Raw genomic sequence first — 21114 nt, 5'->3', positions numbered from 1 at the left:
GTCGTCAACGCCCCCTTCTTCTCAGTCCCGGGCTCGCGCGGGTCGGCCGTTTTTGGCGAGTTCGCGGAGAGCGAAGCTGTCCCACGGAAGACCGTGATTTTGGAAGATCTCGCCCTGGTTCACGAAGCCGACATTCTTGTCGACGACGTCGGCCACGGCGTGCAGGGCCTTCCGATGGAGCGGAGATAGCTTGGTGTCCTCGCCCTCGTCGAAGAGGGTCTTGAAGATGATGTCGAGGTCGTTGACCTGCTCGAGCGAATTGCGACGAGTAAGGCCGTCGATGACGGACTCGATGTGCTCTCGCCTTCGCTTCTCCGGAACGGCACGAAACAACATTGATTCGATATCATCGCCGAGAAAGCGGATAACGGGTTCCCACGCGTCGTGGAGCTCGGCCTGCCGAGCAGGCTGAACGACGTATTGCAAGAGCAAGGCGTCGATGGCCTCGTTGCGAGGCCCTGCTTCGCCGCGCATCATCGCCACGAGGACTCCGAGAACGCCCCGAACACCAACATCCTTTTCGGTCGAGAAGGCCTTCTCCAACGTGGCGATGGCCTTGTCGCGCTGCGCCTTGCTCTGCCCCTTGCAGGCGGCGAGTGCGCACGCCGAAAAGGCGCGGGTCTCGACGCTCGCGCCCTCGTCCACCACGCGCTCGCGTGGCACGGCAGGTTCGTTGAGCAGCGAGAGCACGTGCAGCACTTCGCGGCCGCTTGCGCTGTCGTGGGACCGAGCATAGCTCTCGAGGAGCGCGAGCTCCGCACGAAGCTCCTGCTCGAGGCTCTCGTACCGCTTCGGAAGTTGATCTGGCAACGCCGGCAGGCAGACGATCTTGGCAAGCTCCCGCATCGCTCGCTGCCGGAACTTCCCCTTCAGCGAAGGTGCGAGTCGCGTGAGCGTCAGCGCCACGTCGTAGGTCGCGTCGAATACGCAGTCCTGCTCTTCGATCGCGGACCAAATGGCGTCAGAAGCGCGCCTGGCCAAGTTCTTGTCGCTGGTGAGCATCACCACGAGCAGCTTGTCGAGCTTCGCGTACTTGTCGGCGGAGCGTGACTTCTTCCAGTTGATGGCTTCGATGGCTTTCAGCTGCCGCGGGACCACGACCTTCGCCACCGCCTCCTCGAAGCGGTCCTCGTCCACTTGAATCAGGAAAGCGTCGCGCACGTACTCGACGTCGGTGATTTTGCGATCGGACTCGTAGCTCGCGAAACCGGGCAAGAACGTGTCCCAGTTGCCTGACTCGCTCAGCGAGGCCTCGGCGACGCCGTTTAGCGTTGCCTCCACGCTCCCGTCGCGTCGGTAGAGCGTGAAGACGCCGCTGCCCTTCCCATCGCTCCGATAGTCGATGAGGACGCTCTTGCCATCGAAGTACTTCACGTCCGGCGCGTGCTTTTCGCGACGCGATTTCGCGCTCCACTTCGCCTCGAAGACGAGCACGTCGTCGTAGTACCGACGCTCGTGCGTCTCGGTCACCTTTTCGAGGCGCACGGAGTAGAGCGGCTTCCCATCCTTGTCGTAGAGGGTCTCTCGCCGGTCGTTCTGTTCGTTCCGGTAGAGCATGCTGCTCCGGAGAACGCTCTCGCCTTTGCGCGTCCGATAGAACGACTGGGTCAGCTCGCCACCGTCGTAGACCTTCGTCATCCAGAGCGCGCCGTTTTTGTACTCCTCCAGGCGCTGCATCTTGCCGTCGTCGCCGTAGACGCGCTGCTCGAGCAGCGTGCCATTCCGATCCCAGACGCGGTAGTCGCCCAAGTACTCATCCAGGTCGAGCGTGTGCACCGCGCTCCGCCACTGGTTGTGCGCCGTCAGGATCGCGTTCTCGTCGACGGAAGCAGGGCGCTCAGCAGGGAAGGGCTGCCCGCCATGGGTAATGCGGGCGCCATCTTTGTCGAACAGGCGCTCCGTGATGACGCGTCCGCGATCGTCGTAGACGAACTCGAACGCGCGCGCATTCTTCGGGCCCGGCGGAAAGTAGCGATCTTCGACCGAGTCCGTATCGGCCTTGGTCCAGCGCATCGTGCCCATCCAGACGTCGCGCTTCAGATCCTTCGTGCCGGATTGTGACTCCGGACCGTTCGGATGGAAGCGGCGGTAGGTCAGGCGGGTCGTCCCGTCGCCCCATTCCTCGTCACACTCGTGCGTCCCGTCCTTGCGCCAGTAGTTCCACACGCCGATCTTCCGACCTTGGCTGTCCTTCTCACCGAGCGCCCAACAGTCGTCGGCGGTATCGAAGAAGGCTTTGCTCGGAACTGCCGCGGGGGTGGGGCGCTTGTTCGACATGCGAGACGCGAGATTATTGCTGATCCCGGCGATGTGCGAGGTCGTCGAGCGCGCGCCTATGACAGACCGGCGACATGCCGGCGACGACGACGCGCAGGCCTGGATCGCGTTCCGCGATGATGATAGGAGACGCTCAAATGAGAAATTGTGCCCGTGGTGTGGGTTTCACCACACGGGTGCGATTGCTCTCGCGACGTCTGCGCGACCCACATGGGCTCGCGCGAGATCTGGTCGGTTCGTGGCGCTTCACGCCGTGAATCGAAGAATGGCTTTACCCCACATGTTGATTCGATATGTGCGCCTGAGCGCGCTGCTCCTCTTGGTCGCTGCCTGTAGCTCGTCGGAATCCGACGCTGGTGAGGGAACCGACGACGGGGATGACCGCGACGCGACGACCCAAGCCGATGGCTCGGTAAGTTCCGAGGATGCGTCGGACAACGCCGACGCGTCTTCGCCGGATGCCTCCGACGCGTCCGATGCCTCCGACGCCGAAGATGCCGGCGATGCCGAAGATGCCGGCGATGCCGAGGATGCCGGCGACGCGGGGGATGCCGGTGAGTGCACCAACGGCGCCACGCTCGAGTGCTATGGCGGTCCGGGAGGCACCGTCGGAATTGGCCTCTGCAAGGCTGGTACCCGGACCTGCAAGAACGGCGTGTGGGAGGCCTGCACGGGTGAGGTTCGGCCCGCGCCCGAGACCTGCGATGGTTTCGACAACGACTGCGATGGCGTGATTGACAACGGTGTGAAGAACGCGTGCGGAGGCTGCAACGTTCTCGGCAGCGCACCAGGCGCCGTGTGCGAGAACTGCGGGACCGTCGCGTGCAACGGCACCGAGGCGATCGTCTGTGTGCCACCGCCGGTCCTTCCCGGGACTGCGTGCACCGCGCTCAACGGCTGCAACGGCTCGAATGTGTGCGGAGCGAACAACACCGTATCGTGCGTCGCCACCGAACAGCGAAACGCTTGCAACGTGTGCGGGCCTGCCGTCGAAGGCCTGAACGTGGCCTGCACGGCGGCGAACGGCTGCGGGGGCACGACCGCCTGTAGCCCCAACGGCCTGAGTACCGTCTGCGTGGCCGCCGAACAGCGGAACGCGTGCGGTGTTTGCGGAGCTGCCGTCGAGGGGCTGAACGTGGCCTGCACGGCGGCGAACGGCTGCGGGGGCACGACCGCCTGTAGCCCCGACGGCCTGAGTGCAATCTGCGTCGCCTCCGAACAGCGGAACGCGTGCGGTGTTTGCGGGGCTGCCGTCGAGGGGCTGAACGTGGCCTGCACGGCGGCGAACGGCTGCGGGGGCACGACTGCCTGTAGCGCCAACGGTCTGGGTACCGTCTGCGTGGCCGCCGAACAGCGGAACGCGTGCGGTGTTTGCGGAGCTGCCGTCGAGGGCCTCAATCTGCCCTGCATGGCGGCGAACGGCTGCGCGGGTACCACCACCTGTAGCCCCGACGGCCTGAGCGCAATCTGCGTGGCGCTCGAACAGCGAAACGAGTGCGGTGTTTGCGGCGCTCCCGTTGAAGGCCTCAACGCGTCGTGTCCGGCGGCGAACGGCTGCGCGGGCACCACCACCTGTAGCCCTGACGGCCTGAGTGCGATCTGCGTGGCCGCCGAGGAACGGAACGCGTGCGGTGTGTGCGGCGGACCGGCGATCGTCGGCGCCGTCGACGACGCCTGCACCGCGGCTGACGGCTGCGAGGGAGCGCTCGCGTGCAATGCTCTCGGCACTGCGCTCGAGTGCAACGCGCCGGCGAAGAACGCGTGCGGTGTGTGCGGCGGACCGGCGGTCACCGGCGTCGGCAACGCGTGCACCAATGCCGAGGGATGCGGAGGCCAGCTCGCCTGCAACACGGACGGCACCGGCACCGAGTGCAAGTCGACATTGACGAAGAACGAGTGCGGCGTTTGCGGCGGCCCGCCGGTTACGGGGCTCGGGACTGCCTGCACCACGGCGAGCAGCGCGCCCGGCACCATGGCGTGCGGAGCCGACGGGACGGCCGTCTGCACGGCTCACAAGGTGGTCATCAGCGAATTCTGCGGTGGCACTACGGCCAGCAACACCGACGAGTTCGTCGAGCTCTACAACCCGATGCCGTTCGATATCAGCATCGCGGGCTGGGTCCTCCAGTACAAGTCGGCGACGAGCACGACATCGTACAGCGCCACGTACACGTTGCCGGCGGGCGCGAAGATCCAGTCGAAGGGCTACTACCTCATCGGAGGGGCCACCTACTCCGGTGCCGTCGCGACCGACACCCGGTACCCTGCCGCCTTCGACGCGTCGGCCTCGACCACCGGCGGCGGTCACATTCGCATCGGGCTCCCCGGCCTCTCGACGAACATCACCGACGCAAAGACCGTGGACAAGCTCGGTTATGGCACGGCGAACTCTCCAGAAGGGAGTGCCGCGCCGTCCCACCCCGCGTCCGGCGGTAGCCTCGAGCGCAAGGCGGTGGCGACCTCCACCTCCGCGACGATGGCCGTGGGCGGCGCCGACGCGCTGCGAGGCAACGGTTACGACACCGACGACAACTCGAAGGATTTCGTCACCCGCGCGGCTCGCCAGCCCCAGAATTCGAGCTCGCCCACCGAGTCACCGTAACGCCGTCCACGTTTCGTGATGCGCGGCGGAGGCGACAGGTCGATGTCGTCACCGCCGCGCTCCGGACCATCTGCACGCCCAGGACTACTTCGGTTGCGTGAGCGCCGACGCGACTTGACCCATGAGCGTCGCGAACGGCATGTCGAGAGCGGCGTAGACCTTGCCCGCCAGCGGGTCGGCGTTGTCCGCCAGGATCTCCACCATCAACGTCGCGTAGTCGGAGACGACGACTCCCGATTGCGCGAGGCGCGCAACACCCGCCTCGCGTTTTGCCGGACCGAAGGTGCCACTTGCGTCGATGGCGACATAGGGCCGGTACCCCGCCTGCAATGCCGAGAAAGACGGCAGCGACGCGCAAACCTCGAGGGACAGTCCTGCGACGATCAGGTTCTTGCGTCCCGTCGCTTCGACCGCCTGCACGAACCGCGGCTCGTCCCAGGCGTTGACGGTCGAGCGATCGACGATCGGCCGATCGCCGAGGACGGCGACGAGCTCCGGCGTCGTCGGGCCCCACATGCTGTCACGGGCCGTCGTGGTCGCGATGATCGGCATTCCCAGGACGATGGCCGTTTTCGCGAGCGCAACGACGTTGTGCTTCAGCTCGCCGAGCGGCATGTCGCGGACTCCGGTGAGGAGCCCAACTTGATGGTCGATGAGCAGTACCGCAGTGTTCTTGCGCGTAAGGCGTTCCATTGCCGATGCTCCTTTCCGGAAAGGGCCTGACCTCGAGCGGGTCGTTCGGATGTGTTTCGGTGAACGCCGAACACACCCCGGAAGCCAGTTTCGGAGGTTGCCAGAATCAGACCGGTCATCTTGGAGCCGCCGTCCACCTCAGGCGTGGGAACTGCACGACGCTTTGTGGGGCTGCGTGTGAGCGGTACGTTCGCTCTGCTTGTTCCGGGTGAACCGCCTCTGCCCCGCCACGCTCGTCGTCGCGTTCGTGGCGCCGCTCGCGGCGCTGACGTTCGGTCGAGCGTCGCTCGCGCACGCTGAGCCGGCCGACATCGCGTTCACCTGGAACGTGCCCGACGAATGCCCCAGCCGCGCCCACGTTCTCGAGCGGGTCGGAGAGATCGCAGGCGGGCACATGGCGGAGGCTTCGCACGTCGAAGTCGACGCCAAGATCGTGCAGACGAACGCCTACGCGATGACGATCACGATTCGACGCGGTGGCGAGGTCGAGACCCGGAGGGCCACATCGGCGTCGTGTGCTGCGCTCGGCGACGCCGCGGCCATCATCGTCGCCCTCGCCTTGGATCCGTCGCGCGGCGCGGGGGAGCCGGCCGCGCAGACGCCTCCGTCCTCCTCATCCCCACTCCCGCCGGGCGGCGACCTCGAGCATGGTGCCCCGGTCCAAGCTCCTGCTCCGTCCATGTTTCCGGCGTCCTCCGCCACTTCGCAACGTCCCCCGCCAGCCCCCTCGACTCGACCTTCGCCGGCCTCCCCCGTGAAGCCGTTTGGACTGCGTGCTGGTGCGGTCTTCGACGTGGGCACACTCCCCGCGCCGGTCTTCGGTGTCGAAGCCCGCTTCATGGCCGTGTTCGGCCCCGTGCAGCTGGGCCTCGGTGGCGAGCTTTTCGCCCCTGTCAGGGAAACCTATTCGGCCGCCACCGGCGCGGGCGCTCGCTTCCAACTCTTCGATCTCGGAGCGTTCGGGTGTTTCGCCCCGACACGCGGCCCTTGGCGGGTCGGAGCCTGCGCGGGAGCCGACGCGACGTGGATGACTCTCGAAGGCATTGGCGTTCGCGTGCCGTCGAGCTCAACCCTTTCGTGGCCGACCGTGCGCGCCGGTGCGCTCGCCGAGTACACACTGACTCACCAGGCCTTTCTCTTCGCTCGTGCCGACGCCGTGTTCGCCCTTGCCGATCGGCGCGCCGTTCTCACGACGAGCACGGGAGACCAGACCCTGCACGAAGTGCCTGTTCTTGCGCTCCGGCTTGCTCTGGGGCTTCGCGCAAACATCTTCTGAACGTTTTCGACACACGATCGGGATGGCCTTGGGAATGAGTGGGGGAGATGCTCGCTCGCCTCCGCGCGTCCACGGCCCTGCCTTCCCCTGAGGGCGAAGCTGCACCTTTGAGGGTGAGACTTGGGGCGGTCGTCGAGGTGGACGCGGAACCCGGGGTGGGCAAAGACCTGGCCGTGCCGACGTTCGACGAGGTCTACGCCGAGCACTTCGACTACGTCTGGCAGACCGCGCGCCGCCTTGGCGTGAAGGACCACGCCATCGACGACGTCGTTCAGGAAGCCTTCCTGACGATCCACAAGCTCCTACCTCGGTACGAGCCACGAAACGCCCTTCGCGGCTGGCTCTACGCCATCGTCGTACGCACGACGCTCCACCATCACCGAGCGCACCGTCGCCATGGCGCCAAGCAAGAGAGCGATCGCGAGCTCATCGAACAGCTCCCCGATTCCAATACGCCCGGCCCCGACACATCCGCCGAGAAGAACGAGCACGTCGATCTCCTCGAACGACTGCTCGACGAGCTCAATTCCGAACGACGGGCGGTGTTCGTGCTCGCGGCCTTCGAACAACAATCCGTGAGCGAGATTGCCGCCATCCTCGATGTCAACCGCAACACGGTGGCGGCTCGGCTTCGCGCGGCACGCGAGCAAATCCAGGCATCCCTCGTTCGTCATCGTGCGCGCGACGGATGGAGGCTGAAGTGAAACGTCACAAACCGATGATTGACGATCTCTTTGAGCCTCTTTCGGAGAGATACCGGCCGACACAGGCGGACCGCGAGCGTTTGCAGGCCAAGATCCAAGCCCGTCTCGCGGCCTCCGGGGCGAGCGCTCAGGCCTCGCCCTCAGCGCGACCGTCTTCGGGGCGCGGTTTTTCCCTGAGCTCGTTTCGACGGTGGGGATGGCTCGGCACCGGCGTACTCGCCCTGGCCGGCATGGCCCTTACCCTCGCGATCTACGAGGGAAGGGAGGACTCGAAGAGTCACGAGACCGTGAGTCCCGGAGCTCTGCCTCCGCCATCCGTTGCTTTGCAGGCCGAACCTTCCGAGGACCTCGCTGCGCCGCTCCCGACGTCCATCGCATCGACCGCGCCCGTGCCGGCCCATGAGCCCGCTCTCGGCGCGAGCGTCAGCGTCAGCTCGCTGCCTTCCGTCGCCGTTTCCGCCAAGCGAGCCGAGCCGCCCCGCGTAGCGTCGAACCAAACGCCGAAAGCAGTAGCGGCCGCGCCCTCGGACTCGGACGCGCTCGAGCGCGAGACGAACCTCTGGCGCCAGGCGAACCGAGCGCGCAACGATGGGCAGTGGGCCGAGGCGCTTCGCCTGCTCGATCAGCACGCACGCGAATTTCCGCACGGCGTGCTCGCCGTCGAACGCACCGTCGAGCGGATCGTCGTCCTCTGTCACATGGGACGTCGCGAGGAAGCTCGTGAGTCGTCGGCGTTTCTCGCGACACATCCGGACAGCTCGCTCCGCAGGCGCGTCGAGTCGAACTGCGGCTACGAGGCGGCTTCGCCTTCGTCGACGTCATCGTCCGCGCCGAAGAAAACACCGCCCGGCACGCTCAACGAAGTTCCCGAGCAAGCTCCATGAAAAATCTCTCCGGAATCGTTTTCGGCTGCCTCTCGGCAGTCGTCGTCGTGGCGTGTGCGGGCTCCGAGAGCCGCTCGATCGGAATCGATTGCGCGACGGGCTTCTGTAACGGCGACGCAGGAGGACCGACCTTCACGGATCCGACGAGCAACGATGCATCGCTCGGCGACGATGCCGACGGTCTACTCCAGTGCATCGGCACGGAGTGCCCTGCGCCGTGGGCCACGTGCATCTCGGAGGGAAAGCCCACGTACAAGTGCGGGACGGATCTCCTCCGCGACAACGACAACTGCGGAGCGTGCGGAAACCAGTGTGGCGAGTACAAGCGCGTCTACATGACGTCGCGGTGCTTCAACGGGGCCTGCGAGCTCTCCTGTTACAACGAGTTCGGTTCGGACCGGCGCAACTGCAACGGGCTCGTCGACGACGGCTGCGAGGTCGACGTCCTGACGGACCCGAACAATTGCGGAGTGTGCGGGAACGCGTGCGGTGATGGAGTCGTGTGCATCAAGGGAAGGTGTGGCTGCCCTCCGGGCCTCATCCAATGCTACGACGAGTGCATCGACGCAAGCTCGGACGACTACAATTGCGGCGCCTGCGGGAACCGCTGCAAGAATCCCGACGACGCCTGTAGTCCGCTTCAGCCGAATACGAAATACAGCTGCGTCGAGAGCAAGTGTGGAATCAAGACGTGCCGGCCTGGCTATGCCGACTGCAACGGCGACGTTGGCCAGAGCGCATGCGGTGGTGACGGTTGCGAGGTCGCCATCGACACGAAAGAAAATTGCGGCGGCTGCGGGATCGCGTGCACCAAACCCCACGAAGAGTGCGTCGACGAGGGGAACGGGCTCGAGTGCGCCGTACCCTGCGAGCGTTTCGGCAGGGTGCTCTGCGGTGACAAGTGCATCGACCTCCTGACTGACGTTTTCAACTGCGGCGCGTGCGGCGCGGGCTGCCGGAAGGCGGGCGCGAACGAGACGGCCTCGTGCTCGAAGGGCGTGTGTCTCTACGAGTGCAATCCGGGGTTCGGTGACTGCAACGGCGATCCGACGGACGGATGCGAGACGAACCTGAGCACTCACCCCGGCAACTGCGGTGTGTGCGGGAACGCCTGCGATCTCTCGGCAGGACAGCCCTGTATCGAAGGGAAGTGCCTCATGAAGGAATGCGACCCGGGGACGACCAATTGAGCTCCTCACGACTCACCGCGACGACTCTCGCCTTTGGCGCCATCCTCGTCGGTGCGCTCCCCTGGGCACTCGCGAGCTGTGCAACGACCGACGGCGGAGGCGGTAGCTCGGACCGCGATCCGACGAAGGTGCCCGAGGCGGGGTCGGTCGACGGCGGCGACGCCGGAGCGACCACCGACGGCGGTTGCGATCCGTCGGATCCGAACTGCGTGACGAAGCCCGTCGGCTGTGACGAAGCCGCGTTTTGCCCGTCGCCCACGAACCTGAGCACCGCCTTAACGCTCACTGCCGTGTGGGGATCGAGCAAGAACGACGTCTGGGCCTCCGGTTCTGGAGGCACCGTTCTCCACTGGGACGGCGCTACGTGGGTATCGACCCCCGTGCCGACGGAGACGACACTGCCCATCAAGAATACGTTTCACGCGCTCTGGGGAAGTGGTCCGAACGACGTCTGGCTCGCGAGCGCAACGGACGTGATCTTCCACAGCGACGGGTTCAAGAATGGGACCGTTACGTGGGTCCGTGCACCGAACGCCACGGGCAGTGAGTACGCCAAGGCGCCAATCTACGCCGCCTGGGGCACGAGCGCCGACGACTTCCGCTTCGGTGGAGCGCCCTGCACGTTGGAACTTCCGGGGACGCTCACGCAAGGCAATCAGCTCGTCAAGAAGCCTTCGAACGCGGGCTTCGAATGGTCGCGCGTGGAAGGTTTCGGCACGATCAACGGGATCTGGGGCTCGTCCCCCGACGACATCTGGATCGTCGCGGACAACAGCTCCTCCACCGGATGGCAATTCGGCCAGACCCTGCACGGAACGCGCAGTGGCAGCACGGACTTTGTCTGGGCCGACGTCGACAGCCGCGCCTCCGCCACGCTCCTCGGGATCTGGGGCAGCTCGGCGAGCGACGTCTGGACCGTCGGTGAAGCAGGAGCCATTCGCCACCTTGGGAGCAGCGGCGACGATTGGTCCGTCGTCGACTCGCCCACGCGCGAAACGCTCCACGCCGTTTGGGGGACGGGTCCGAAGAACGTCTGGGCGGTCGGCAACTCGGGAACGATCCTGCACTGGGACGGGACTGCATGGTCACCGCTCGTGGCCGCGTTTCCGGTCAACAAGAAGAAGCCTCATCTCTACGGTGTTTGGGGCACGGGTTCTGCCGACGTGTGGATCGTCGGTGACGGGATTGTCCTCCACAGCACCGGAGGCGGCCAATGAAGCACGCCATTCGACGAGCGGGGATGTTTGGGTTCGGGCTCGCATTCCTGGGCGCCGCCGGCGCTTCGGCGTGTGCCAATTCCACCGACTCGTTCAGCGCCCAACCCGCCGAGACGGGTGATGCTTCGGTTCCGCCGGGCGATGAGACCGGCAGTGACGCGGGCAGCGACGGGGCCGTGCCCGTCGACGCCGATGCAGCTCCGCGCGAGTGTTCGACGTTTGGCTTCTGCCCGACGGTACTGCCGGATGGTTCTTCGACGCTCACCGGCGTCTGGGGTGATGGCACCGGCGTCGTCTGGGCGGTGACGGCCGAGGGAAGTGTCCTTCGCTGGGACGGCACCGCGTGGCACGTGCACACCTCGGCTCTCGGAGCGCTCGGCAAGATCTGGGGAAGCTCCGCCACCGATATCTGGATCGCCGGTGAACGCGGTCTTCTGCACGGGACGGGCGCGAGTTCGACCGCGCTGACGTTTGCACCGAGCCCGCTCCCGGAAGACGGCGTGACCGTCTCTTCGATCTGGGGAACCTCGGGCACCGATGTTTGGGCTGTGGGATCCGTGCTCGACGTGGACGGCTTCACCACGCTGCCGCGCGCCTATCACTACGCCGCGGGCAACGCTGGACCGGGATGGACGCTCGATCCGATCTCGACCGAGCCGGACCTCGCGACGATCACGAACGTTTGGGGCAGTCCCGAAAGCGGACTCTGGTTCGTCGCGTTGCGCCCGATGGCCGAGATGCCTTGGGTCCTCGAACCCGTTGTTCTCCGCAAAGCGAGCGGAGCGGCCGCATTCACCGCCGAGGCACTTCCTGCCGATCCCGACGAGAGCGCCCCATCCAATCGGCTCCAGTCCGTCGTCGGCGGCGCCGTGGCCGATACGACGGGAACCGCGTGGGTGCTCGGGCACAGCTCGGTTCCCGGCGCGTGGAAGGGAACGACGACGGACCACGGCAAGACGTTCACGTGGACCTACCACCATGATGGCGACCTGACGGACCCTTCGCTCACGGCGTTCGCCGGCAGCGGGGAGGGCGCTTTCTGGGCCGTCGGCGAATACGGACGAGCGCGTCACGTGCAAGGGGCGCAGTGGGTACCAACCGCGATGACCACGACCAAGTTTCCGATCACGGAGAACTTCTACGGCGTGTGGTGTCACGGGACGACCGAGGTCTGGGTCGTTGGCCACGGCATGGCCCTTCGCTACGACCCCACGAAGGCCACGGTTGATCACGGCAATGGAGGAGCGCAGTGAGCTCGGTTCGAAACGATTCTTCGACCTCGCACACGCCTCGTCTCCGCTCGGTGCTCGTGGTGGCGAGCATTCTCGGAGTAGCGGCGAGCATCTTCTCGGTCGCGTGCGCCGACGATGCAAAGAACGAAGGCGGCGTGATCTCCGAGCCGGACGCCGCGCCCGATGCTCCGAGCGCGCCGGACAGCTCGAAGGATGCAGGGGATCCGGACGCTCGCGGACCCTACGACCCGGCCGACGTGCCGGTCGCGTGTGACGGCTCGCCGTGCGCGACGCAGATCGTCGCCGGAAGCGATCACTTCTGTGCGCGCATGAACGACGGCACCGTGCGGTGCTGGGGAAGTGACGCTTGGGGAGTGCTAGGCACGATGCCCGAACCGGACACGGGCGAGCCCATTCCGGATGCTGGCAGTCCCGACGCCACGTCGACGGTTCACGCCATCGCAGATCTCTCCAACGTCGCCCAGCTCAGCGCCGCGGGCGCCACGACCTGCGCCCGGCTCGAAGACGGCAGCGTCAAGTGCTGGGGCGATAACCGCGCAGCGCAGCTCGGGCTCGCGATCGACCCGCCCGTCGCCGACTCCGATCCCCATCCGACGCCTTCCGTCGTAGCACTCGCGTCCACGGCGAAGCGGGTCGACGTGGGGCAGGGCATCGCCTGCGCCGTTCTTGGTTCGGGCCAACTGTCGTGCTGGGGACGGAACGAGCAAGCGCAGCTCGCAAGACCGGGCGAGTCACCCGACCCGCGCGGTCCAGGTGTCGCCGCGATCGAGCCGCTCACTCTCGCGCACGTCGCGATGAGCGATTACAGCGTGCTCGGTGTCAACGCCGAGGGCGAGGTGTGGAGCTGGGGCGCCATCGGCGGCGACTACGGAACGGTTGCGGGCCGGGTGGGCTCCGTGCCCTCGAGCGCCACACCGAAGCGGCTCGCATCGCTCGAGAAGGTGACCAGTCTCGCCGCGAGCGTGTGGCTTCATCCCTATCCTGACGACCCCTCGTTCCCTCCGCCTCCGCAGCCTCCGCCGCGTGCCCACGCCTGCGCGCTCGCAAACGGCGAGGTCTACTGCTGGGGCCGAAGCTACACCGGCGCGCTCGGCACGGGGTTCCCCGACAAAGAACAGGAGCCGGCCCACGCGCCCTTCCCCGACAAGGTGAAGACGTGGCCTCAGCAGCTCGCGGTCGGTGACGAGATCACCTGCGCGCGCATGACCGACGGCAGCGTTCACTGTTGTGGGAGTGACGCGAAAGGAAGGCTCGGCAAGGGCAGCATGATCACCCTCGCCACGTCCTTCACGAAGGCCGACGCGTTCACGCATTACGCGGTGCAAGTGGCGACGACGGATCGTGCAGTCTGCGCCCTCGTCCAAGATGGCACCGTCGAGTGCTGGGGCAGCAACGAAAAGGGAGAGCTGGGGTGGAGCCGCGACAGCGCGAACCATCCTTCTCCCGTGAAGGTCGCTTTTTAGAGAGGTCGATTCATGACTCGCCTTGTTGCTTCGATCTTCGCCTTCACTGCCCTGGGAGTGTCTTTCCTCGGCGCGTGCGGCTCTACCCGCGACGACTTCACCGACGAGCAGCCGCCCCCGTTCGCTGTCGACGGCGGAGAAGCCGGGAGGGATCCGCAGTGTGGCTTTCGGTGCTCGCGCGATCTGAAGAAGGTGCTCAAGGGCTGCGACGACGACGTTGAGGTCGTGGCCGAGTGTCCTGCGGGCCAAGGTTGCGGTGTCGACTCGTGCGTCGACGCCTGCGCGAGCGCGGCCTTGTCCAAGGGATCGCTCGGTTGCTCCTTTTGGACTCTTCCGCCGGACGACAGCGATTACGGCGCGGGCTCGTGTTTCGCCGCGATGGTCGCGAACACGTTCGACGTCCCTGTCGACATCACTGCCGAATACGGCTCCGATTCTTTGGATATATCGAAGTCCATCTACACGGTCGAACGGCCGGATCCGAACGCCGAGCCCAAGTACACCCAGGTGACCGGCGCGCTCTTGCCGGGACAGGTCGCCGTCGTCTTTCTGGCAGCGGCGGAGCATCCCCTCAACAAGTCGGCGACGGCCTGCCCGGACAGCGTCGTCCCCGCGCTGAAGATCGATCCGCTGCGTCACGGCACGGCCAAAACGAAGGCTTTCCACCTCGCGACCAACGCGCCGATCGCCGCCTATTCGATCTTCCCGTACGGCGGCGCATCGAGTCAGTTCCCAACTGCGACGCTTCTTCTGCCCGTCACGGCGTGGGACACGAGCTACATCGCGGTCGCGCCGGCGGTCTTCGGCAAGGTCTCGCAAGTGAACCTCAGTCGTCGAACGCTGCAGATCGTCGCGAACGAAGACAATACCGAAATATCGATGCGACCGACCGCCGATATCTCGCAAGGAGACCAGGTGGCGCCGGGCGTCACCGGCGAGATCGTGAAGTGGGCGCTCTCCAAGGGGCAGGTTCTGCAGATCACGCAGCCCACTCCGATCTCCGGCAGTCCCGTTGTCGCGAACAAGCCGGTTGGGGTGTTCGGTGGCTCGCCGTGCACGTTCCTCCCCGCCGACGTCGAGTATTGCGATCTGACCCAGCAGCAGATCGCTCCCTTCAGCCAGTGGGGTACGTCCTACGCGCTCGTTCCCTACCTCTCGCGGATCGCCGCGGTGGAGGGAACGATACGCGAGATCGTTCCGTGGACGTTCGTCGGCGCGGCCGACGGCACGGTGCTGACCTACGATCCGGTGAAGCCGCCGGGCGCGCCGGACACCCTGTCTGCCGGTCAGATCGTGACCTTCCAGACGGACGCCGTCGCCACGGTGAAGAGTCAGGACTCGAAACATCCGTTCCACGTCTCGGTGTACATGACCGGTTCGATGGGGGGCGGTGGCACGCCGGGGGCCGGCAAGGTGCTCGGCGACCCGGACTTCGTGAGCATGGCGCCGTCGGATCAGTTCCTCGACCACTACATCTTCTTTACCGACTACACGTTCCCCGAGACCTCGCTCACGCTCGTGCGACGCAAGACGGCCGGGAGCTTCAAGCCGGTGACGCTCGAATGCGCCGGCGAGATCACCGGCTGGCAGCCGCTCGGCGCGTCCGGCGAGTACGAGTACACCTGGATGCGTCTCACGGCAGGCGCCGTGCCGCAGAAGTTCGGCAGCGGCACGTGCGGATACGGTCGTCACGAAGCTTCGAGCGACGGCCCCTTTTCGGTCACGGTCTGGGGAATCGGCAAGGACGCGAGCTACGGCTTCGCGGGAGGCATGGGATCGCGACCGGTCAACGACGCACCGCCCCCGACCATTCACTGACGAAGGACGTCGGTCGACCGAGCCGCCGCGATGACGTGGGCCGCGGCGGCTCGAGTACGTTCACTGAATCGATGTCGAACGCGACGAAGCGTCAGCGCACCGGCGTCGGCGTTCCGTAGAGCACGAGCCGGAGATCGGGGTCGTCGTTCGACTGGAACGTCGAGTACGTCATCCGAACGCGGCCGAGCCGCGGATGGACCATCATCTTCTTGCCTGACGGCTTCGGCCGGATCTCGTGCGCCTTCCACCAGCGTGCGAACTCGCGGCTCTCGCGGATGAGCCGATCGACGAGCGCCTGGAACTCTGGCACGTGGGACCGGAGGTCGTAGGTGATACGGAAGCTCTCGAGCGCGCCGCGCGCCTCCTCCTCCCACCGCGGGTAGCGCGCCCGCACCTCGGGAGAGACGAAGAGCTGGAGGAGCGTGTTGCGCTCGGCGACGGGCACCTTCGAGAAATCACGGAACAGGTCGACCGCCGCGTCGTTCCACACGAGCAGATCGCTACGCGCTCCAAGGACGTACGCGGGCGTCGCGAGGTCGCGGACGAGCGCTGCGAGGTGCGGCGGCACCGTCTCGCGCTTCCACGACCTGTCCGGCGTCGATGTACCGAGGGCCAGCCGCAGGAGATGCGCGTGATCGTTCTCGCCGAGACGGAGCGCGCTTGCGAGCGCATCGACGGTCGACCGCGACGGCAGCGACTCCCGCCCCTGTTCGAGCCGGACGAGCCAATCGACGGAGATTCCCGCGCGCTCCGCCACCTCCTCCCGGCGCAGGCCCGGCGTACGCCGCCGCCCGCCCGGAAAGCCGAACGCCACGGGATCGGCGGTCTCACGGCGCCGCCGGAGGAGCTCACCCAGCTGCTGATGAACGCTCGTCGTCACGTCGGTAGCATTGCACTATCCTAGGACAGGTCAATCCGTTCTCCGTCTTCCCGGCAATGCTTACGCTGGTGGGCATGAAAGCCTGGAAGCTCGAGAAACTCGGTGGGCAGCTCTTCCTCGTCGACCTCCCGACGCCGGAGGTGCGGCCCGGCACGGTTCGGGTGCGGATGGAGGTCTCCGTCCTCATGTCGTACATGCGCGACTACGTTGCGGGGAAGCTCCCGATCTACAACGCGCCGAAGGAGCCGTTCATCCCGGGCGGCAATGGGATCGGTATGATCACCGCGGTCGGCCGCGACGTGTGGCACCTCCAGCCCGGCCAGCGCGTCGCGATCTCGGCGCACGTCGTCGCCGACGAGAACGTGGAGGAGCGCGGGCAGTTTCTCCTCGGCGTCACCGCGGTCGGCGACGTCGCCGTGGCCATGCAGGCCTCGTTTCCCGACGGCACACTCGCGGAGGAGGTCGTGCTTCCGAAGAGCATCGTCACACCGGTCGTCGGGCTCGATCACGTGACTTCGACCGAGCTCGCGACGACGATGCGCCACCTCGTGCCGTACGGCGGTCTCCTCCGCGGCCGACTCGCTCCGGGCGAAACGGTGGTCGTCGTCGGCGCCACCGGGGCGTACGGGAGCGCCGCGTCTCTCCTCGCGCTCGCCCTCGGCGCCGAGCGCGTCGTTGCGGCGGGCCGAAACCAGGACGCACTCGCGCAACTCGTTCGGCTCGGGAAGGAGCGCGTGGTTCCAGTCGGGCTCTGCGGTGACCTCGCGGCGGACACGAAGGCACTCCGCGAGGCGGCAGGTGGCGGCGCCCACCTCGCGTTCGACATGGTCGGCGCGGCGCGCGATCCGAACGCGACTCTCGCCGCGCTTCGGAGCCTCCGCCAGCGCGGCCGGCTCGTCCTGATGGGCAGCATGACCGTTCCGCTGCCGCTCTCGTATCTCGAATTGATGATGAACGGCTGGGAGATCCTCGGCCAATTCATGTATCCGGCCGACGCGTACCTGCGCCTCCTCGCGCTCGTCCGCGGCGGTCTCCTCGATCCCCGGGCGATCACTGTGCGGACCTACCCGCTCGCCGAGCTGCCGAGCGCGATGGACGCCGCTGCGCGCGCGTCGGGTCTCGAGTGTGTCGCCCTCGACCACGGAGCCAAGTGATGAAAATTCTCGAAGCCGGTTTTCGCGTGTATTGCCGTCCCGACGATCTCGAACGGCAGATTGCCTTCTACGAGCGTGCCCAGAATACGAATTGCGACCGCCGGATTCCGATCCCGGAAACCGGCGTCGTTGCGGCGAAGGTGGGGAGCTTCCTCGTCCTCGCCGGGCCCGACGAGGTGCTGGCGCCGGTGCGCGAAGTGATCGCGATCTTCTGGGTCGACTCGCTCGACGAGTTCCTGTCATGGCTACCCGCCGAGGGCGCGACGACGCTCCACGGCCCGCGCACGATCGTCGGAGGCCGGAACGCTACGGTGCGTCACCGTGATGGACTCGTCGTCGAGTACTTCGAGGCCGCGACTTAGTTCGAGGCGCCGAGCGCGGCTTTCAATACTTCGAGATCTGGAACGACCCCGTCGATTGGTCCGTTGCGGGGTCGACGTAGGCCATCTCGAACAAGTTTGCCACGACGGTGGGCTTCACGACGAAGGTGTCGTGCCACGTTGTCATCGTACGAGCCGCATTGAGCGCGGAATACGTCAGCGTGAAGCGCCCGTCGCCTTGTCGCTTCCAGGTGCCCTTCACGTCGAGGTAGCCGAGATCGCCTTCCGCGCCCGATTGGGGCTGATGGAGACTGGCGGTGAAGGTTCCGCTCTCGTCGAGCGAGAGCTCGCGGAATGACTCGCGCGGGTCGGCCGCGCCGGGGATGAGCGGATCGCGTCGAACATCGACGGCGTGCTCGGTGACTCGGTGCTCGTTCTTGTAGATGCCGACGAGGTAATCCACCGGCGCGATGCCCATCTTCGCGGCCGTGCATTTGTTGGGCGCCTTGTCGGCGATGCAGCTCTTGGCGGCCGCGATGAATTGGGATTCGGCGTCGAGTCGTACGAACGTGGCTTTCCCCTCGTCCCAGCAAGGCGTGATACCGACGACGGTGTTGCCTACAAGAAGCGGGCTTCCGTAGGAGCAGCTCGAGAGTGTCGTCGCGACGAGCTGCGAATCGACCGACGTCACCGCCACGCTGCCGATCTTCTTCTCGGCGGTCACCGAGCTCGCGGGGCCGCTGATATCGTACTCGGCAACGACCATCGACGCCGCGCGCGAGAACGCCCCGAGCCCGAGTGGCGCGATGTTCGGCACGCGCTTGGTCAACGCGACGAGCGCGATGTTGTGCTCGTTCGGGATCTCGCTTGCCGGCGACGGCTTGTAGAGCGGGTGCTGGATCCCTCGCCCGAGGATGTAGTCGGGAGCGCCGTATTGGAACTCGACGTAGTACCGGTTGCCGTTCTCCGGATCGACCTCGTCGGCCTCGATGGACGCCCGAGCGCACTCGGCGGACGTGATGGCGAGCTGCGGTTCGATCAGCGCCAGCGCGCAACCGGACCTGCTGAATCCATCGTTCACGTTGGCGATCGCGGAGAGCCGACCATCCGCTTGGGATTCGACGGCTGACGCCGAGGAGTTCGCCGAGTCGTCCGCGTTCGAGCACGCCATCGAGGTCGTTCCGAGCATCACGATGGCGGAGGCGATGCATGAAGAGGGGCGCATGGGGACAATGTCATGCAATGGGCGCGCCGCCTCGGCAGCCGCGGATCGTCCGCCGATTCTCTGCGAGCCCGATGAAGCTGGGTGAAGCGATCCCCTGAGTCCCTTACCCCGCGGGGAAATACGGATGCCTCGGTTCCGCTCCGTCGCTCACGATCCGGCTGGCGCGAAGGGCAAAACTCCGAGAGCAGAGGGGAGGTCTTCGTTCGCGCTCGGCGTCGGTGCGCACGTCACTCCGATGGCCACGTCGAAGCGGATTTGTGTGTATGATGCATTTGATCAATCCCGCCGAGTCATGAGATTCGGCGCCTTCGACGAGACGCCACTCGTCGGCGTGTCGCCTGGGACGTTCCTCGAACGCAGCGCGTCAGCGAAGGCTCATCCGCGAGGCGGTGAGGGACGCGTGAAAGGCGCGCAAAATTGGTGACCCGGTGCGCACGGGCCTCGAAGGCCGGTGCGTCTGTCCGCACGGCTGACTACATTTCTTTTGGCGCCTTCATTTTCGTCGCGCGGAGGTACGCGCATCCGCATTACCGTCTCGTTTCCACTTGATGCGTCTCCATTCGCGTGACCAGACCTGTGCGCTATCGCCAGGCGGGCCCCTCACGTTCACGTGGTCCGGGATCATCGACCCGAGCGACGTCACCGCCTTGTTTCGAGACGTGCGGAGGCACCTCGACGGTTGGGACGGCCGACTGCTCTGGGACATGACGAGCACCCAGCTCATCCCCGGTGACACGAGGCGGCTCTTTCTGGATGAGCTCGTGAAGCTGCCGCTGGCAGCGACCGCCATCGTGACGAGCGAGTTCTTCGTGCGGGTCCCGGTGACGATGCTCTTCGAGGTCGTGGCGACCGAGGCGGCGCGGAGTCCTTCGTACCGCTTCTTCGATTCCGTCGCGGACGCGTCCGCGTGGCTCGCCTCCCTCGAGCAACAAGCCGAGAGCGCCCAATGACCGAGCGACAGATCTCCGTGGACATCGCGCGTGTTCGCCGTTTGATCACGGCGCTCTCCTGCGCGTCTTTCGACCGTTTCGACTCGGATGCGGCGATCATCACGCCGAACGAATCGGACGAGCTCGGAATGCTCGAAGGCGCTCTGCAGCTGTTCATCGATGAGCTCGCCGTGGCGCGGGCGACCGTCCACAACGCGCTCAGCGAATCCGAACGCGCGCGGGCGGAGCTGGAAGACCGACTCCGCATCATCAACGAACAACGCGAGACGATCCTCGAGCTCTCCTCACCCGTCATCGACGTGTGGGATCGGGTGATCACGCTTCCCTTGGTCGGCACCATCGACAGCCAGCGTGCTGCCGACATGGGCGAGCGGCTGCTCTCGAGCGTTGTCGAGCGCAGCGCGGCGTTCGTCATCGTCGATCTCACGGGCGTTGTCGTCGTGGACACGGCGACGGCGGGTCATCTCGTGCGCCTCGCGCAGGGCGTTGCGCTCCTCGGCGCGCAGTGCATCCTGACGGGGATTTCCCCTCAAGTGGCGCAAACGCTCGCGACCTTGGGCGTGGACATGGCCAAGACGAGGACGATGCGGACCCTCCGCGACGGTCTTCGTTACTGCATCGAGCAACGGCGCGACGCGTAGGGTGCAACTCGGTTGCGCGGACCCGACGAAGCCGTAGCGAGGAGAACGAATAGAGATGTATCTGCACCGTCACGACGCGGAAGACGCGCGGGCCGTCTGGGTCTTCGAGCAGAGCTCACCCGAGGAATGGGACGCCCATTTCGAGCATCTGCGTGACCTCGCCACGTGGTCGGGGAAAACGGGAAAGCGCGCGACCGCGATCCTCATCGCCCGCGACTTCTCTCGACCCGATTCGAAGCGACGCGCCGAGCTCGCGCGGCTCACCGAGGCGCCCGGCTACAATCCGCACGTCGCGTTCGTCAGCCCCAGCGCGGCGCTGCGAACCGTTCTCACGATGTTCGGCTGGGTGCAGAAGGCGCCGAAGTACGAAATGGACTTCTTCGGCACCAGCACGAGCGCAACGCAATGGCTCGACAAGCGGCGCCCTGGCGATTCGAAGAAGCTGCACGCGATGCTCGCCGACATCACCACCGAGTACAAAACGAAGACCGGCAAAGACTTGCCGTGACGGGCTAGAGCCGCTGCTCCGACCTGGCCGAGATGGCTGCAGGTTCGGAGCAGCGTGCG

The 21114-nt window shown here is 66.2% G+C and carries 18 protein-coding genes; 14 read left to right on the top strand and 4 right to left on the bottom strand.

What is annotated here, in order from left to right:
• Nucleotides 1–21: 21 nt before the first annotated feature.
• The gene (locus AKJ09_RS10145; protein WP_146646997.1) at nucleotides 22–2277 is read right to left on the bottom strand and encodes a hypothetical protein; all 2256 of its coding nucleotides are present in this window, start codon (nucleotides 2275–2277) and stop codon (nucleotides 22–24) included.
• A gap of 280 nt (nucleotides 2278–2557) precedes the next feature.
• Here AKJ09_RS10145 and AKJ09_RS54190 point away from each other — a divergent pair, with 280 nt between their 5' ends.
• Nucleotides 2558–4879 carry a lamin tail domain-containing protein gene (locus AKJ09_RS54190; protein WP_240488429.1) on the top strand — a complete coding sequence of 774 codons (2322 nt, stop codon included), beginning with the start codon at nucleotides 2558–2560 and terminating at the stop codon, nucleotides 4877–4879.
• A gap of 84 nt (nucleotides 4880–4963) precedes the next feature.
• Here the strand turns inward: AKJ09_RS54190 and AKJ09_RS10135 are convergent, their stop codons facing one another.
• Nucleotides 4964–5572 (bottom strand): isochorismatase family protein, encoded by a 609-nt coding sequence (locus AKJ09_RS10135; protein ID WP_146646996.1) that lies wholly within the window; start codon nucleotides 5570–5572, stop codon nucleotides 4964–4966.
• A gap of 199 nt (nucleotides 5573–5771) precedes the next feature.
• On the opposite strand from AKJ09_RS10135, the gene AKJ09_RS10130 reads away from it, so the two are divergent.
• The 8 genes from AKJ09_RS10130 (at nucleotide 5772) to AKJ09_RS10095 (ending at nucleotide 15377) form a co-directional block, all read left to right on the top strand.
• Entirely contained in the window at nucleotides 5772–6848 is a 1077-nt protein-coding gene (locus AKJ09_RS10130; RefSeq protein ID WP_146646995.1) for a hypothetical protein, read from the top strand.
• A gap of 137 nt (nucleotides 6849–6985) precedes the next feature.
• Nucleotides 6986–7552: an RNA polymerase sigma factor gene (locus AKJ09_RS10125; RefSeq protein ID WP_205633666.1), complete on the top strand. Its 567-nt coding sequence runs from the start codon at nucleotides 6986–6988 to the stop codon at nucleotides 7550–7552.
• 230 nt (nucleotides 7553–7782) lie between these two features.
• Nucleotides 7783–8436: a tetratricopeptide repeat protein gene (locus AKJ09_RS10120; RefSeq protein WP_146646993.1), complete on the top strand. Its 654-nt coding sequence runs from the start codon at nucleotides 7783–7785 to the stop codon at nucleotides 8434–8436.
• Nucleotides 8433–9626 (top strand): hypothetical protein, encoded by a 1194-nt coding sequence (locus tag AKJ09_RS10115; protein WP_146646992.1) that lies wholly within the window; start codon nucleotides 8433–8435, stop codon nucleotides 9624–9626. Before AKJ09_RS10120 ends, AKJ09_RS10115 begins: the two co-directional genes overlap by 4 nt.
• Nucleotides 9623–10843 carry a beta propeller repeat protein gene (locus AKJ09_RS10110; protein ID WP_146646991.1) on the top strand — a complete coding sequence of 407 codons (1221 nt, stop codon included), beginning with the start codon at nucleotides 9623–9625 and terminating at the stop codon, nucleotides 10841–10843. The genes AKJ09_RS10115 and AKJ09_RS10110 overlap by 4 nt, the downstream gene beginning before the upstream one ends.
• On the top strand, nucleotides 10840–12096 hold the full coding sequence (locus AKJ09_RS10105; RefSeq protein ID WP_146646990.1) for a hypothetical protein: 1257 nt from the start codon (nucleotides 10840–10842) through the stop codon (nucleotides 12094–12096). The genes AKJ09_RS10110 and AKJ09_RS10105 overlap by 4 nt, the downstream gene beginning before the upstream one ends.
• Nucleotides 12093–13559, top strand: coding sequence for an RCC1 domain-containing protein (locus AKJ09_RS10100; protein ID WP_146646989.1), 1467 nt, complete (start codon nucleotides 12093–12095; stop codon nucleotides 13557–13559). The genes AKJ09_RS10105 and AKJ09_RS10100 overlap by 4 nt, the downstream gene beginning before the upstream one ends.
• Nucleotides 13560–13571: 12 nt before the next feature.
• Nucleotides 13572–15377 (top strand): IgGFc-binding protein, encoded by a 1806-nt coding sequence (locus tag AKJ09_RS10095; RefSeq protein ID WP_146646988.1) that lies wholly within the window; start codon nucleotides 13572–13574, stop codon nucleotides 15375–15377.
• 91 nt (nucleotides 15378–15468) lie between these two features.
• On the opposite strand, the gene AKJ09_RS10090 is transcribed toward AKJ09_RS10095, so the two are convergent.
• Nucleotides 15469–16257 (bottom strand): helix-turn-helix transcriptional regulator, encoded by a 789-nt coding sequence (locus tag AKJ09_RS10090; protein WP_146646987.1) that lies wholly within the window; start codon nucleotides 16255–16257, stop codon nucleotides 15469–15471.
• A 74-nt stretch (nucleotides 16258–16331) separates the two neighbouring features.
• On the opposite strand from AKJ09_RS10090, the gene AKJ09_RS10085 reads away from it, so the two are divergent.
• Together AKJ09_RS10085 and AKJ09_RS10080 are read left to right on the top strand one after the other, a co-directional pair.
• Nucleotides 16332–17411, top strand: a complete 1080-nt coding sequence (locus AKJ09_RS10085) for a zinc-binding dehydrogenase (protein ID WP_146646986.1) — start codon at nucleotides 16332–16334, stop codon at nucleotides 17409–17411.
• A complete protein-coding gene (locus AKJ09_RS10080) occupies nucleotides 17411–17773 on the top strand; it encodes a VOC family protein (RefSeq protein ID WP_146646985.1) in 363 nt (120 codons plus the stop codon). Before AKJ09_RS10085 ends, AKJ09_RS10080 begins: the two co-directional genes overlap by 1 nt.
• A 22-nt stretch (nucleotides 17774–17795) precedes the next feature.
• On the opposite strand, the gene AKJ09_RS10075 is transcribed toward AKJ09_RS10080, so the two are convergent.
• On the bottom strand, nucleotides 17796–18956 hold the full coding sequence (locus AKJ09_RS10075; protein ID WP_146646984.1) for a hypothetical protein: 1161 nt from the start codon (nucleotides 18954–18956) through the stop codon (nucleotides 17796–17798).
• Between the two features lie 548 nt (nucleotides 18957–19504).
• Between AKJ09_RS10075 and AKJ09_RS10070 the strand changes: the two genes are divergently transcribed.
• From AKJ09_RS10070 to AKJ09_RS10060, 3 genes are read left to right on the top strand one after another with little or no spacing between them, the layout of a single operon-like run.
• Complete coding sequence (locus AKJ09_RS10070; RefSeq protein WP_146646983.1) at nucleotides 19505–19906, top strand: hypothetical protein; 402 nt, start codon at nucleotides 19505–19507, stop codon at nucleotides 19904–19906.
• Nucleotides 19903–20547, top strand: a complete 645-nt coding sequence (locus tag AKJ09_RS10065; RefSeq protein WP_146646982.1) for an STAS domain-containing protein — start codon at nucleotides 19903–19905, stop codon at nucleotides 20545–20547. The genes AKJ09_RS10070 and AKJ09_RS10065 overlap by 4 nt, the downstream gene beginning before the upstream one ends.
• A gap of 55 nt (nucleotides 20548–20602) precedes the next feature.
• The gene (locus AKJ09_RS10060; protein WP_146646981.1) at nucleotides 20603–21055 is read left to right on the top strand and encodes a hypothetical protein; all 453 of its coding nucleotides are present in this window, start codon (nucleotides 20603–20605) and stop codon (nucleotides 21053–21055) included.
• Nucleotides 21056–21114: the final 59 nt, after the last annotated feature.

The organism is Labilithrix luteola (assembly GCF_001263205.1).
In the GTDB taxonomy this organism is placed as follows: Bacteria; Myxococcota_A; Polyangia; order Polyangiales; family Polyangiaceae; genus Labilithrix; species Labilithrix luteola.
Note: the sequence above shows the minus strand (reverse complement) of the source record. Positions and strands in the feature narration are given on the sequence as shown.